The organism is Nostoc sp. NOS(2021), from assembly GCF_017115025.1.
GTDB lineage: Bacteria > Cyanobacteriota > Cyanobacteriia > Cyanobacteriales > Nostocaceae > Nostoc.
In genome coordinates, this window is record NZ_JABXKM010000206.1 from 18,343 (window position 1) to 32,970 (window position 14,628).

The following is a 14,628-nucleotide window of genomic DNA, read 5'->3' on the forward strand; positions in this document are numbered from 1 at the left end:
ACTTTTTCCCCGACTTTTCCAACTGCATCAGATAAAACTGCCGACTTCAGCCGACTGACAAAAGAAAGTGCGATCGCTTTGATTCCTGAGTAAATTTTTATACATTGTGTTATTCTCTCACATCACAAACTAACCTTTTAAATAAAGACAGAGAAATAATAGTTGTGTTTAACAAAGTTTGCGCTTCCTTAAAATCAGCATCACCCGTAATAAAAAAATCTGGTCCTGCTACAATAGCACAAGCTAAAAACTTTGCATCTTTCCTATCTCTGGGGAAATCAACCTCTACATCCACATCAATTAGTGTTGTCACTGAATCAATTAAATAAACCCATCTTTCGTATTGTGCCTCAGTTAATTTTAAACGAGGACGCTTTAAAACTTCCTTATACTCTGCGATAATCTCTGCCGATACAACCCACTCAAAAACAGAATTAGCAATCACAAATAAAATTACTGCCTCTGGATTTTTATCAGCTATAGCAGCAGAGACTACGATATTAGTATCAATAATAACTTTCATTCTCCCAGTCTATAAGCTTCAATTTCTGCTGCTATTTCCTCATCAGTTAAGGGATTATCTGCGTGTATCCCTTGTATTTCTTTGAATAACTTTTTTAATTCTTCTGCTAAAGTAACCCTTTGATTATCGTCTGTCAAAATAATCACCTCAACTCTCTGTCCTGCTTTAAATGGTAAATCAGATAATACTAACTGCTTTGGATCTGCAATGGTGATATATCTTTTATAAGCGTTCATGATTTATCCTGTTACTCAACTTTTATCTACCCTTGTTCTAACAACTTCGCCACATTCTCTGCAATTCTCTCTTCTAACTTTGTAAAGTAGCCCTAGAAAAGCGAGTTTTTAAACCCAAATTTTCTAGAACCAACTTTTTCCCCGACTTTTCCAACTGCATCAGATAAAACTGCCGACTTCAGCCGACTGACAAAAGAAAGTGCGATCGCTTAGGCTATTGAGCATAGATAGAGACAAAGATTAAAGTATAAAAATATGCTTAATACTCTCAGCCCACTCGCAGAAGACTTAGCAGGTCAAAGCTATGCCAGTCCTCACTACTTGCAAACACAACGCCGTATTCATTCCCTCATAGACAGATATATTGCAGTCGAAAAACTACATGAACGTCTGCAATATTTACTGATACAGTTTGCCAATCCCCAACCGCGTCCCTGGAAACCCATTGACTGGCTGACGATTAACCGCAATCAAATTATCGGCTTAGACGCAGAGGTATTTTTATCTATAGAGTACTTACAAAATTTATTTGAAACTACTCATTAGTAAAAACAAAGGACAAATGACAAATGACAAATCACAAATCCCAATTACCCACCGATTTAAACCCCCAAAAAATCCCCCAACATATCGCCGTGATCATGGATGGTAACGGTAGATGGGCAACCAGTCGAGGATTACCGCGCATTGCTGGACATCGCCAAGGAGCAAGGACGCTCAAAAAACTATTGCGTTGCTGCAAAGATTGGGGAATCAAAGCGCTGACAGCCTACGCTTTCTCAACAGAAAATTGGCAGCGTCCCGTTGAAGAAGTGAATTTTCTGATGCTTTTGTTTGAGCGATTATTACGCCGCGAATTGGCTCAGATGCATCGGGAAGGAGTGCGAATCTCGTTTATTGGGGATTTATTGGCTCTACCCAAGTCTCTACAAACGGAAATGGAACGTTCAATGGCAGAAACGTTGAACAATCAAGCAATACACTTTACTGTTGCAGTCAATTACGGCAGCCGCAACGAAATTACCAGAGTTTGTCGTCAAGTCGCTCAACTCGTGCAACAGGGCAAACTCAGCGCCCAAGAAGTGAATGAAAGTCTTGTAGAACAACATCTCTACACAGCAGATACTCCAGAACCCGATTTGCTGATTCGTACCAGTGGTGAGATGCGATTGAGTAATTTTCTCTTGTGGCAAATGGCGTATACAGAGATGTATTTCACCGATATTCTTTGGCCAGATTTTAATAGAGAAGCATTTTATCAGGCTTTGTTGAGCTACCAAAGACGCGATCGCCGTTTTGGTCAAGTTAAAGCTTCACTGTCAGCTTAGTCTACCAAACACCAGACATTGCCTCAAAATTAAACCGGACAGTTTTATGCCATGAGGGGATAAAGTAAAAGCACCCACATGACCACGAGGTATATGAGCGCTTATAAATAAAAACATTATCGAGGATAATCTATCTGCTATGACAGACCGAAGTAACTATAAGAATAGCAGCCACTGGGTAAATAAACTGCAAGGGTAGTTACAAATGTTTTGTTAAAAATATTACTTACCGTAAATGTGATGCTTGACTTAGGCAAAATCCAATCGATTGCTCAATCCTATTCTCCTCAAGAACTCTTTGCTGCCTTGGTTTGGCAGCGTCGGTTCAATGAGTTTGATGGCGAAGAAGTGATTATTGACCTTTGCAACCACAAGAATTTATGGGCAAGCTTTCTGTTCACAAAACCAATCTTTGCACCCGATGAAAACGGTTTAAGCTTTGGTGGTATGGTCGATACCCTGCTTGCAATGGCAAACTATCGTCCCATGCCTGAAACCAGCATCATCCATTTCATCGCCTATCCTGCCGATACGCTATACATCCTGACAGAGAACCAAGACATAAAAGTGTCAGAGCTTTTAGACTTGGGCAAAAAGTGGCGAGCTGACTCAGTAGAGGTAAGTGATGGGACGAATGAAGAATACGGTTTGCGACTTAAGCGCCGACTGAGAACTAGATTGTCAGGGGCGCTATGGGGTGAAGATGTTCATCAGGATTGTGATGCAGTCATTGTTACCTATTGGTGGGATTAAATTTTTGAAATATCTCAATCAGAGAAATTGTAGACTATGATATACAGTTATTTCCACCGTTTTCCTCCTGATCTTACCTGCACCCAAATCGATCAGCGATCGCAGCCTCTTAATTTTTTTTGAGTAAATTATTCTTTGTTAGGTATTGAGCCGAAATCCTCGGCTCAATATCTATATTCGTTATCACAAAATCAGACTGATATAATTATTATTTTGCCAATAGTAATTATAATAACTCCCAATATCCTTTGTTGTTGATTCTTTCCCAAAATAGTATTTACTATAATTTAATACTTGCGATATAAGCTAATGTTCTGGTAAGTCAATTCAGAAAAAAAATCCTGATATCCAAAATTTAAAGTTAATAAGATTTTTTTATAAATCTACTTTAAATTTACTTATCAATCCATTTTAAAATCGCAATTCATTTTTTCACTATTTTATAGGTGTTGGGGGTTATCATGGCAAAATATCTACTAGCTTCTGCTAGTGGGATGGGATTTTTATGTTTAATTGCCGGGTTATCACCTGTGCAAGCCCTTCCTAGTTTAGAAATTGCAGATAAAAACGTAGCTGTTAATCAAGATTATGGCAGCTATCAAAAAAATGATTCTCATCAAAGCAATTTAGCAAATAATATCTCCAGTAAATTGCTGATAGCTGATGAGAGTCCAAAAAATTTACCCTCAGTCAATGAACAGCAAAAAATTCCAGATTTAGGAGTAGATTCTGCTGTTAACTTTTGGCAGCCAATCATACCACAATCTGCAAGTTCATCTCCAACCTCATACAAACTTGCACAAGTAACATCCGTATCCCAATTGTCTGATGTACAGCCGACTGATTGGGCTTTTCAGGCACTCCAATCTTTAGTCGAGCGCTATGGTTGTATCGCAGGTTATCCCAATCAAACCTATCGCGGTAATCGGGCGATGACTCGCTATGAATTTGCTGCTGGCTTAAATGCTTGTTTAGACCGAATCAACGAACTGATTGCCACTGCAACTGCTGATTTGGTCAAGAAAGAAGATTTAGCCACGTTGCAGAAACTACAAGAACAATTTGCGGCAGAATTGGCAACATTGCGGGGTCGAGTAGATGCTGTAGAAGCTCGCACAGCAAAACTAGAAGCAAATCAGTTTTCTACGACTACTAAACTTAGTGGAGAGGCAATTATTGCTGGTGTTGGTGCTAGCGGAGGCGCTCCTAATAACAGCGACTCGAACATCATCCTAGTCAATAGAGTGCGGTTAAATCTCACCACTAGCTTTACTGGTAAAGATTTATTAATTACTGGATTGCAAGCTTATAACTTTTTGGGTGGAGCCAATGGACAGGGTAGCTTACAACAAAGTTTAGGATTAGCTGCGCCGCTTTTAAGTGCAAGTAGCGCCCGTACCAGTTTTGAGCCGCAATTTCCGGGGTTAAATGTCAATACTTTGTCGAGTGTTGGCGCAAACAGTGTTCAGCTTTACAAATTGCTGTATATCTTTCCCGTCGCTAATAAATTAACCTTGTTTGCGGGAACTGCGGCGGAAACATCAGATGCTTTCCCAGCAATTACGCCTTTTTATGGTGAAGGACAAGAGTCAATCTCTCGTTTTGCCGGCTTGAATCCTGTGCTACGGGTTTCTGGTGGGACTTCGGGCACTGGTTTAGCATCGGCGGCGGGATTTATTTTTAACATTTCGCCAAATTTGGATTTAAGAGCTTTATACGGCAGTGTAAATGCCAATTTACCCCAAAAATCTGCTACTGACGCAGTACCAGGAGTTTCTACTACACCTTTGGGAGCAGGTTTATTTAGTGGTAGTAGTGTTATTGCCACACAGTTAACCTTCAAGCCAAGTGCCGCTCTGGATATTGGTTTAAACTATGCCCACAGTTATCACGAAATCAATATTTTGGGTACAGGATTAGTTAGTAGTGATATCGGTGCTTTAGCAGGGGTTGCAGCTGGGACACCGGTAACACTCAACTCTGTTGGCGGTACGGTAACATGGCGATTGTCTCCCAACATAGCCTTATCTGGCTACGGTGCAGCACTATTTGTTGATGCTTCTTCAAATAGCGTGAATGCTTCTACTACCTTTACAAGTTGGATGGCGGGAGTTCACTTCAAAGATTTATTCAAGTCAGGGAACACCGCCGGGATTCTTTTTGGTCAGCCGCTTTACCGTACTGATGCTGGTGGTTCTGCTCAACTTACCCCCACAGGCGACAATCGGGCGACTCCTTACCATTTAGAAGCCTATTACCGCTTTCAAGTTAGCGATAATATCAGCATTACCCCTGGTGCATTTATTCTCTTTAACCCAGAAGGTAACAGCAACAATGAGACTACGACTGTAGGTGTACTTCGGACTACTTTTACCTTTTAAGAGATTGGGAGTAGGGAGTCAAAGTCCCCCAATTTATTGGGGGATTTAGAGATTGGGTAACAAAGTTCACAGTAATAAAAATATTGCCATGTCTCACTAGTATCGTGACAAAAAAATAGCCCATCGTAGACATCGCCCTACAGATAATCTAATTGTTTCTTTTGCCTGAGTTACCAGTTTGATTTGAAAATTGGTGCTTTTGTATAACCCGCTCAATCTGGCAAGTCACCGCATTTATTCTATGTTTAACTTTATCAAAATCAATATTTACCCAAATATAGGCTTTGTCAAGTCTTTCATGCTGATTATTCATATATTGCTTCGCTTGTCAAAATATTTTGTTATATCTATACAATATAGCCGTCTCAATTTCTAAACTACTTTCTCAAGACGTATAAGTAAATATGCTTAATATTTACTTAAGGTTTTATCTGCTAGAAGTTCAATCAAACAGTGATTGGTCGCACAGCTAACTGTGCGATCCTACGGCGTATTACTATCTACTGAAAGAGACGCGACATTTCGCGTCTCTAAGAACCAAAATCAAAATTCTAAGTGTTAGCTTAAATCTTTGTTTGTAGATATTGCACCAACTGCGGGGCTTGCATCACTCCCTCTATCCGATCCACAGGCTGACCCTGCTTAAATAGTACTAAGGTTGGGAGAGAGGCAATTTTATACTGAGTAGCCAAATCTGTGTATTTCTCTGTATCGATTTTGACAATCCGTAGGCGATCGCTAAGTTGGGCATTGACTTGCTCTAAAATTGGCACCATCATCTGACAGGGGCCACACCAGTCAGCGTAAAAATCTACTAATACAGGTACATCAGAAGCAGACAGCATCTCTTCAAAGCTGTTAAATTCCTTTTTAGTTGCCATATGACACACAGCGATTTTCAATTGTTTGTTTCAATAGTAATTCTTAGAAAATAAAATCGGTATAAGTTCATAGGTTTTTGTTGGGAAAAGATTAGATAAGTTAATATAGACTGATTTGCCAGCCCAAAATATTAAATAATTATAATAAAATCCCTATATCACTTTAGTTTGTGCATATATGAAATATGTATTTAAACCTATCCCGCTATAATTGCACAATTAAGTAATAGAGTCTGCGATTTTTTGCAGTTTTTTAGTTAACTTCTCTCTTTTGTAAGGAAGTTGAAAATGGTCTATAGCTTTCAAGAATGGCTGCTTCACATAATTATTATAGGCAGTCATAACATCAGATACTTGATGTTCTTTATATGCCAATAAATAGTCAATTACTTCACTATCTTTTACTCCACGTAAATTGTGCATTAACTGGTTACGTAGATCATCATCAGCATCTCTTTTACTACAACACCATCTTAATAAATGCCAATCTATAAAATTATTATCTATATTTTTTAACCAAGCAATCAATCCAAAATTTTTGTTTGTAATTTCAAAATCTTTATCTATATTAAAATTAAATCTATTAACAGGAAAATTTAACTGTTTTAAAATAGCTATCCTCTCAATAATGCTGCTATTATTAACAGATTTATCTAAAAATAATCCAGGAGGAAGCCATTTTATTAACTCAGAGACTTTTCGAGAATTACCATTTAAATTGATAGTGTCATTAAACATTGCTATTTTATCCAAAATAGCTACTTTTAAAAATGTTTCTTGAGCAGCAGAAAGTAAGGCAATACCTGGTAAATAATTCTTCTGATTAAAGAAAAAACCTATGAGATCAAGAGTATCAACAATCCTTTGAGTAGCTTGGGAAACTGTTAAATCTTGACTGTTATCTGTTGGCACTTTATATAGATTAAAGAAATCAACAATATTTTCTAACTCAGTAATGCAAGTTTTATCTATTCCATCTATATCTTCTAATATTTTAAGTGCAGCACCAGGAAAACCGCCGATAATTAATTGCTTTGCTTTTTGAATCTGCATACCTCGCTGATAACGAGAGCTTTTGATAATATCATATCTAGATTTAAGTTGATAATTTTCTTTATCGAAGTATTCATTACTAACTAAAAACTGAACTTGTTTAAATTTCCCTAAACTCACAAACTGGACAGCAGAAGATATTGCTGGTGTTCCTGCTTGATGACTAACATAAATTTCCTGATTTACATCAATTTCTAACTCTTGTAATTTCGTTTCTACCAGTGATAAAGTAGCATCCCAATTATCAATACCTTTATCTCTTTGATAGGGAACTAAATATTGAAATTCTGGTTTGCAGATAAATTCTTTTTGTTTTTCAAAATACCATTTAAATAGAGGTTTAAGTGTGCAAGTATCTTTCCAGTACGGAGATTTTTCGTTAAGTTTTTGTTCGTCATTGCTAAATATCTGAGATTGGTCTGTCAGAAGAATAATTATTCTTTCAATTGTAATATTTTTATCTGTAAAGTATCCAGAATATGTATCAAAAAGTGGAAATTCTAAATCATCTTTGTAATATTCTTCTGATTGATTTTCATAAACTATACCTAATATTCTGGCTGGTACTGTATATCCAGTATCTATTGGTGATGCAGATGAAAAATGCCATTTTTCTAATTTATTATTATCAATTGCTTCTTCGTGTAACCTTCCCCAAGTTCTATCATGCTTGAGGATAATATCACTATTACCAGTTGTTAGAATCCAAACACTCATGTTTATTCTCCCCAAAGTTTAGTAAATTCAGTTGTTGCTAAAAAGGTTAAAAAATCTTGTGTTCTATCATCATTTTTATCTGGAAATATTGTCAGTAACTCTACAAACTTTTTTACATGATTTTTCTGACGTATCATTTCATTACTGCTTGTTTTAAAATAGTGTGGGTACATTCGATGGTAAATTCTGCCAATATTACCCATTCTACCTGTCAATCTAGAACCTTTAATTGATTTAGTTCCTTCATAATTACCATGAAACCATCTCACAGCTAAACTATCATCTTCATCTTGTGCAATGCGTCCCCAAACTTGCACCTTTTGAGGATGAAAAGATTCACGCCATGAATTTACTTGATTACTTGCTGTTTTACCTTTTAATATTAGCCAATTATTAACAGCTTTCTGAACACCATCAATAATATTAGTAATATGATTAATATTATTGACAGGAAAATAATAGTTATTTGATTGCTTTGTAAATTCCCAATGACAACCTATCATCGGTTTGTTGCCATTTTCTAAATATTCTGGGAAGAATATCCGATGATCAATTCTTCGCCATGATTTACCAAAACCTCCTAAAAGCATAGAAAACTTGAGAATTTGTGTGATTAATGTTTTTAATTGGTTTTTGTATTCATCTGCAAATTTACCCATAGAGAGAATATGCAAAGTTCCTGCTTCTAATTCATAAACAGGCATGATAACGCTTCCGTTATATATAAATTCATCCAATTCTAAATTAACAGGATTAAACGCAATCCCTAAATGCCCAACTATTGCACCATTAGCACCTGCAAATCCTCCCCAGAGTTCTTTTGTTAATTCCTCTGCTGTATTCTCATCAGTCATACCGCTAAATAAACGCAGTGTATGACCACGTAAAGCAGCTTTAAACATATTAGGACGAAATTCACCACTTCTATCTATTAATTGTGATGCTAATCCTTGTCCTTTTAAATTAACAGTAATTAGTTTAGTTTCTCGGTGGTTAATAGGTTGACCATAACCAGCACTAACTCTAGAACCAATACCCCTTTCTATGGCTTTATCCCAAATATTCCAGATAGTTTCCCATTCACTATCTTCTAATTTTATAGTGCTGGAAATACCAAATATTAAAGTTGGTTTATAAAGGGATATTTGTAGAAATGCTGAATGAGTTTGACTATTTTTAACTTGCCAATCTTGTTGAGGATGAACTACATCAATTAATGGTTGGTCGCACCAACTATCATCTTTGGGATATGCACCATGAAAGCGAAGGATTCCCGGTTGGGTTTCATTGCTAGAAATTTGACTACCGCAGTATCTTTGCGCTTCTTGGGGATTGCAACAACGCAAAAAACCACCTTTCATGCTTGCACCAGGATAATAGGGAAATCCTTTAGCAGCGATTACTGGTCGAATTATATCGTCATCTTGGCCACTGTTAGAAACAAACCGCCAAGTAATTTTATATTCTTTGGTTTTTACATTACTGCGAAATTGAGGAGAATTAGTTGCAGCAGCTTCAACCCATTCATCAACCCATCTTTGCGATTTTTCAGGATGCTGAATATATTGAATTTGTCCCCGTCCGGTGACTGGTGCTTGAAACATTAAGGGAACTTCATTGCTATTCGGCATCACTATCTCCTGATTTCTTATAACGCTGAGTCCACCAAACTAAACTTTCGCAAAGTTGTGTAAGAACGGCTAAACATATTCTTTGGTCTTCAATGGGAAAGTCCCATAATTTAGCGGCATAGGCTTGTATTTCTTGGGTGTTCTTGCCATTAACATCTTCTTCAGGAAGTTTAATTCCTGCATTCTTCATGACTCTGACAAAAGTTTTCCAAGTATCGCGCCAATATTCACCTTTTGTACGTTCTTTAGCGTCATTTTTACCTAATAATCTTAATTGTTCACCCCAAAAGCGTTCTAAACCATAAGCTACAGTAGTTCGCATTTTGTGTGATTGACCAATTACCCCTTTTTTATCACGATGTTTGAGGACTAATTTTTGTGCTTCTTGGTCTAAGTTGTAAGATTTCCAAGTCATATATTTACAATCCATTTAAAGTTAATTCACAATGACCTAAACCAATGGATTCTAAGCCACCAAGATAAATATCTGCGCTTTGACTACCATTGAAAGGTTGCCACTTTTTACCAGATTTATCATCTCTAATAGCAAGAGGAAAAACTAAAATTGTTCCTTCTGGTAAGGCTTCGGTGTTGAAAAAACCAGCACCATCTACTACTTTTTGATCTAGTTTTAAACGCACACGACTTTGACGATATAAAGCCATGTCATGAATCATGCCGATATCACTATCGTCTACTATGATTGCTGGTTGCTCTTGTTTGGTAGGGAACCAAGGGGATAAGTCTACTATTTTGTTGACAGTTACAAAACCTAAGTTAAAGAATAAGGTTTTTGTACCACCGGGTAATGGTTTTGCTTTCAAGTTTCTTGAACCTGTATAATGAGCAGGAATATCTATATCTTTGAGGAATTTAGTTTGACCATCAACTTGAACTTGAACTACATCACCAGCAATTCTTTTATAGCGTTGAAGTAAACGAGGACTACTTACCCAAACTATGGGTTGTCCAGGACAAAAGACAGGAAGCCAAAGGACAGAAGCGTACTCAAATTTAACGATGGATTCATTATTATTATTATCTGATTGTTCTGAACCTGCTTCATTACCATACCAATATGTCGCGTCTTCTCCAGCTATCAGACGCATTTCTGAACGCAGACGACCACGAATAGAACTACCGGGAATGATACCCGTTTGAGTAAATTGGTCACGGAAAATCAGGTTTAAATTACCGCTTTCTTCTCCGGCTGTTGCACCTACATGAAGCGGTGCTAAAGTCTCAATGATGCCATAAGCTTTTTTGTACATTTTATGCAACTCCTTTAATTTCTACTGGTAAACATAAACCACAGCCAACTTTTTTGAGGCTATAACCTTCTTTGGGAAACCATGCTTCATCCCATTGCTGCCAAGGTTTATTTATGGGTTCTTTGAGAACGTAAACACTACCAGGAGGAACAGCATAACGTCCTCTACCTAATGTCCCTTGGGAACGATAACGATAAGGAACTGGTTTGTCAGTTAATATTTGCATAGTTTCAGGAAAACTATCATGTTGAGGAGAACGGTAAGATATACGGTTAGAACCCCAAATTCCTGGGGTAATTAAAGCGAAAGATTTACCAAGAGGTTGATTTAAAATATCTACTGTTTTTGGATTAAGTTTGTCAGAAGATATTTCGACAATGTGATTTTCACCACCAAACCGATACCAACCGTTATCTATGGGATAGGTTGATAAATATACTAAACAGATATTGTCTGGAATTTGCACTGAATTCTCTAGAAATAGTCCATCTGATTTTTCTACACAACGTTCTGATTGTTTAATTCTAGGATGCAGAAAAGGAACAAATTTCCAAGGATTATCAGCAATTGATTTACTGGTTTGGAGTCCTTTTGGTGAATTTTTCCAAGATTCTATAGTTTGCCAGCGATAATCTGGTTCTGGTTTTTCTATGTCTTTTTCTAATTGCCATTGTTCATTTTCTATTCTCCATTCTCCTATACCTTTTTTGGAAATGATTTTATGCCAAGGAATAGGAATATAAAAGTTTTGCTTGTTGTTATTTTCTGCCCAAAATGGGCCGGTGACATAGAGATTTTCTCTCAATTCTGTTTGAGAAAATTGTCCGGTGGTTTTGCTAATGCTAAATATTAAACCGGATAGTGTAGAGGCTTCAGGAGGAAATTTAGCGCCGGAACGTCCAACTAAGTTTTCAGGTGATAGAAATGCACCGGCACTTCCATACATAAACCCAAGGGGATTAATGCTAATTAAGTATTTGAACATAAATGCCAGCCTACTTCAATTAAGTCTGTAATCCAATTAATTGTGGATTTGGCTCTGTCTATTTGGTTGTCATTTTCACTAAACCCAACAAGATGTTGAGCTAATTTATCATTTTTATCTTCTAGTAATTTTTTGCCTTCTCCTGGAAAGTAAATATCAAAAAATTCACTGGCTGATTTTTGGACTATATATGCTTCATTTGTATTTTCAATCTTAAATGTACGTCGAGATGACAAATGTGCTAAGTCTTGATAGATATGACTCCAATTTGATTTTTTATCTCTATCTCGATATTTATTTAAGATATCCAAGTAGCCCCAAGGACAAGTCCACTGCACATATTGACCACTATTAAAAACTATTCTGATGGTGACTCTATCCCTTCCTAAAGATTTAGCAATTTTTTCGGCTTCCCGACAATGTTGGAGTACGTCTCGCTGGGGTACGCTACCAGCAACCCAAACAAATCCAACACTTAGATTAATCGGCTGTTGGTGTTCTTTCCATTTATCATTTAATGTCATTAACCATTTAAAAGCTTCTAATGGCTTGATAGGTTCAGCAGGATTTTTACTGTAAATTATTCCTAAAAAGTCATCTCCACCGGCGTAAACTACTCTACCTAAGTTTGTCGGGAAATCTTCACTAAATTTTTCTCCCCAATCACGAATTTTATGACTAAATTGCTTAATTTCTTGATCGCTATTATTTCCATGTGCTAATTTTTTTAGATAATCGCCAACTTTATCACCATCACCCATAAACCAACCTGTCCATTGTCCTGGTGTAGTGTCGGTTTGCTTGCGTTCAATTTCCTGAAATCTCTTTAGTTTTTCTAGGGGTTGATTATTTGGTCTTGCTTTGTTAATTAAATCTACTATTTCAGGTAGGGTAATTAGACGTTTTACTAATTCAGGAATACTCAGCTTTTCGTTAGGTGCAATAAATTTACCTTCTGGTTCTTTGTCAGGTGGACAATTATCTAGTTTTCTAGCCAGATTTGTATAAAACTTTTTAATTGTTTTATTTTCTGAACCATAGTTCATATTTTGAGGATTTCTATCTTCTGCACCCAATCCCGGAAATGCGATCGCATCTGTACCTGTTAAACTAGAACTCTCACCAATCCAGTTGACAGCAGTCCACCCACGAGAAAGTTTCCGCGTTTCTAAGTTTTCCATCGCTTGTTGAATGCTGTCCCCTTCTCCCCAAAAGAATTCCCACGTATGGTTTCCCCAGTTCGTCCACTCTCTTTCCCAGTGGTATTTATATTCTGGTAGTTTCGCCTCTATCCAAGTTCGACATTCCTGCAATATTCCCTTCCACGCAGATAACAGTGTTTCTTGGATTTGTGTTGGTGAAAATTCTCCCTTGAGAAGGATACGATTTGGCATCCCTTTGTGGACGTTGGCGAGGGCTGGGGAAATTACCTCTGTGGTTTTTTCAGCTTCCAATACTAGCTGCTGGCTGAGATAAGACAGGATTAATGACGCTCCATATAAATCTCGGAGTTTACGGGATTTCTCGATAAATCCCTGTACAGGTGCAAAGGTGATAGCAGTATATGTTGTCACTGTCACTAGATTACCTAAATGTACTCGTTTTTCTAGGCGTATACCAAAATATAGCTTTACTTCAGTATTTATGTTGGTATAAAATTTTTGATTTTTACAATTCGTAATGTCTAATCAAGGTAGATTTTGTCATGTCATACCAAGAGTTACTTAGATATATCCCATAGATTTATGAGATTGATTGGAAGTTATATATGTAACACTTGGCTGGTTAAGGTTGTATTTATATTTTGTCTGAATAATTACAAATGTAAATCGCTATTTATGCGAATGACGAAATTTATCGGCAGTTCGAGTTTGCGGAATACTGCCCACAAAAAACCGCAGGTAGAAGTCTGCGGTTTCTGTTAATTCCACTTCTCCGAAGAGAAGCGACCTTTTCGCTCCTACCCAGAATTTACACCAGCATTGATAATTGCTCAAAAGTTTCCATTAATTCCACTTCTCCGAAGAGAAGCGACTTTTCAAAGCTGGTAACGCTACCATTACTTACGATCGCTTAGAGTTTCCATTAATTCCACTTCTCCGAAGAGAAGCGACGCACACATTGCAACAGTAAATATTGCCGAGGATTTAGTTTCCATTAATTCCACTTCTCCGAAGAGAAGCGACAGGTATCTATGATGTGTCTCCTACAGACAATAGGGAGTTTCCATTAATTCCACTTCTCCGAAGAGAAGCGACGTTCTTCATAAGTACCATGGAAATTAAGATAGTCCAGTTTCCATTAATTCCACTTCTCCGAAGAGAAGCGACACTGGTAAACGGATACATGAAATAAGGGAGAATAATAGTTTCCATTAATTCCACTTCTCCGAAGAGAAGCGACAAATCTAATGAATCAGTGTGCATCAATATTTAATGTTTCCATTAATTCCACTTCTCCGAAGAGAAGCGACCTTATTTCATAAAAAAGGCTGGGGAATACGAGAGATGGTTTCCATTAATTCCACTTCTCCGAAGAGAAGCGACCCCTCTTATATAACCCCTTACCCAGCCTGATGTCCAGATGCCATTTGCGACGGGGTATAGACCTACAGCAAAATTCAACCATATTACATACACACAAAAACCCTGAAACCCTTAGACAGTAGGACATCGGCCGGGTCAACGAGACAATAGGCATTTGCAGCTTTTACCGACGCCCTCGCAGAACATAATTTGGCGATCGCATTTATGATTTCGGGGAACCCATTTATGATTTCGGGGAACCCATTTATGATTTCGGGGAACCCATTTGTGATTTCGGGGAACCCATTTATGATTTCGGGGAACCCATTTATGATTTCGGGGAA

Annotated in this window: 14 protein-coding genes, 1 pseudogene and 1 CRISPR repeat array; of the genes and pseudogenes, 4 read left to right on the forward strand and 11 right to left on the reverse strand. The window is 37.4% G+C overall.

Features of this window, described 5'->3' with window-relative positions; all coding sequences use genetic code 11:
* Window positions 1-109: 109 nt before the first annotated feature.
* The gene (locus tag HWQ41_RS22635) at window positions 110-523 is read right to left on the reverse strand and encodes a putative toxin-antitoxin system toxin component, PIN family (protein ID WP_292767827.1); all 414 of its coding nucleotides are present in this window, start codon (window positions 521-523) and stop codon (window positions 110-112) included.
* Entirely contained in the window at window positions 520-759 is a 240-nt protein-coding gene (locus HWQ41_RS22640; protein WP_292767830.1) for a hypothetical protein, read from the reverse strand. The genes HWQ41_RS22635 and HWQ41_RS22640 overlap by 4 nt, the downstream gene beginning before the upstream one ends.
* A gap of 255 nt (window positions 760-1,014) precedes the next feature.
* On the opposite strand from HWQ41_RS22640, the pseudogene HWQ41_RS22645 reads away from it, so the two are divergent.
* From HWQ41_RS22645 to HWQ41_RS22660, 4 genes and pseudogenes are all read left to right on the forward strand, one after another.
* Window positions 1,015-1,269 (forward strand): annotated as a pseudogene (locus HWQ41_RS22645) (ferritin-like domain-containing protein); the annotation flags it as partial.
* A 59-nt stretch (window positions 1,270-1,328) separates the two neighbouring features.
* Window positions 1,329-2,087 (forward strand): isoprenyl transferase, encoded by a 759-nt coding sequence (locus tag HWQ41_RS22650; RefSeq protein ID WP_292767832.1) that lies wholly within the window; start codon window positions 1,329-1,331, stop codon window positions 2,085-2,087.
* A 210-nt stretch (window positions 2,088-2,297) separates the two neighbouring features.
* Window positions 2,298-2,840: a hypothetical protein gene (locus tag HWQ41_RS22655; RefSeq protein ID WP_292767834.1), complete on the forward strand. Its 543-nt coding sequence runs from the start codon at window positions 2,298-2,300 to the stop codon at window positions 2,838-2,840.
* A 461-nt stretch (window positions 2,841-3,301) separates the two neighbouring features.
* Complete coding sequence (locus HWQ41_RS22660; protein ID WP_292767835.1) at window positions 3,302-5,221, forward strand: iron uptake porin; 1,920 nt, start codon at window positions 3,302-3,304, stop codon at window positions 5,219-5,221.
* 148 nt (window positions 5,222-5,369) lie between these two features.
* Here the strand turns inward: HWQ41_RS22660 and HWQ41_RS22665 are convergent, their stop codons facing one another.
* From HWQ41_RS22665 to HWQ41_RS22705, 9 genes are all read right to left on the reverse strand, one after another.
* Window positions 5,370-5,534, reverse strand: a complete 165-nt coding sequence (locus HWQ41_RS22665) for a hypothetical protein (protein WP_292767839.1) — start codon at window positions 5,532-5,534, stop codon at window positions 5,370-5,372.
* A gap of 250 nt (window positions 5,535-5,784) precedes the next feature.
* Window positions 5,785-6,102 (reverse strand): thioredoxin, encoded by a 318-nt coding sequence (gene trxA / locus HWQ41_RS22670; RefSeq protein ID WP_292767843.1) that lies wholly within the window; start codon window positions 6,100-6,102, stop codon window positions 5,785-5,787.
* A 219-nt stretch (window positions 6,103-6,321) separates the two neighbouring features.
* On the reverse strand, window positions 6,322-7,872 hold the full coding sequence (locus HWQ41_RS22675) for a hypothetical protein (RefSeq protein WP_292767846.1): 1,551 nt from the start codon (window positions 7,870-7,872) through the stop codon (window positions 6,322-6,324).
* Window positions 7,873-7,874: 2 nt separating this feature from the next.
* On the reverse strand, window positions 7,875-9,503 hold the full coding sequence (locus tag HWQ41_RS22680) for a hypothetical protein (protein WP_292767849.1): 1,629 nt from the start codon (window positions 9,501-9,503) through the stop codon (window positions 7,875-7,877).
* Window positions 9,493-9,918: a hypothetical protein gene (locus tag HWQ41_RS22685; RefSeq protein ID WP_292767852.1), complete on the reverse strand. Its 426-nt coding sequence runs from the start codon at window positions 9,916-9,918 to the stop codon at window positions 9,493-9,495. The genes HWQ41_RS22680 and HWQ41_RS22685 overlap by 11 nt, the downstream gene beginning before the upstream one ends.
* Before the next feature lie 4 nt (window positions 9,919-9,922).
* Entirely contained in the window at window positions 9,923-10,774 is an 852-nt protein-coding gene (locus tag HWQ41_RS22690) for an RAMP superfamily CRISPR-associated protein (RefSeq protein WP_292767855.1), read from the reverse strand.
* A gap of 1 nt (window position 10,775) precedes the next feature.
* The gene (locus HWQ41_RS22695; protein WP_292767858.1) at window positions 10,776-11,759 is read right to left on the reverse strand and encodes a type III-B CRISPR module-associated Cmr3 family protein; all 984 of its coding nucleotides are present in this window, start codon (window positions 11,757-11,759) and stop codon (window positions 10,776-10,778) included.
* A complete protein-coding gene (locus HWQ41_RS22700) occupies window positions 11,744-13,333 on the reverse strand; it encodes a type III-B CRISPR-associated protein Cas10/Cmr2 (protein ID WP_292767865.1) in 1,590 nt (529 codons plus the stop codon). The genes HWQ41_RS22695 and HWQ41_RS22700 overlap by 16 nt, the downstream gene beginning before the upstream one ends.
* 340 nt (window positions 13,334-13,673) lie before the next feature.
* A CRISPR array of direct repeats spans window positions 13,674-14,305; the repeat unit is 36 nt; unit sequence GTTTCCATTAATTCCACTTCTCCGAAGAGAAGCGAC.
* An 83-nt stretch (window positions 14,306-14,388) separates the two neighbouring features.
* A partial coding sequence (locus tag HWQ41_RS22705; protein ID WP_292767861.1) for a hypothetical protein occupies window positions 14,389-14,628 on the reverse strand: 240 nt, incomplete at its 5' end.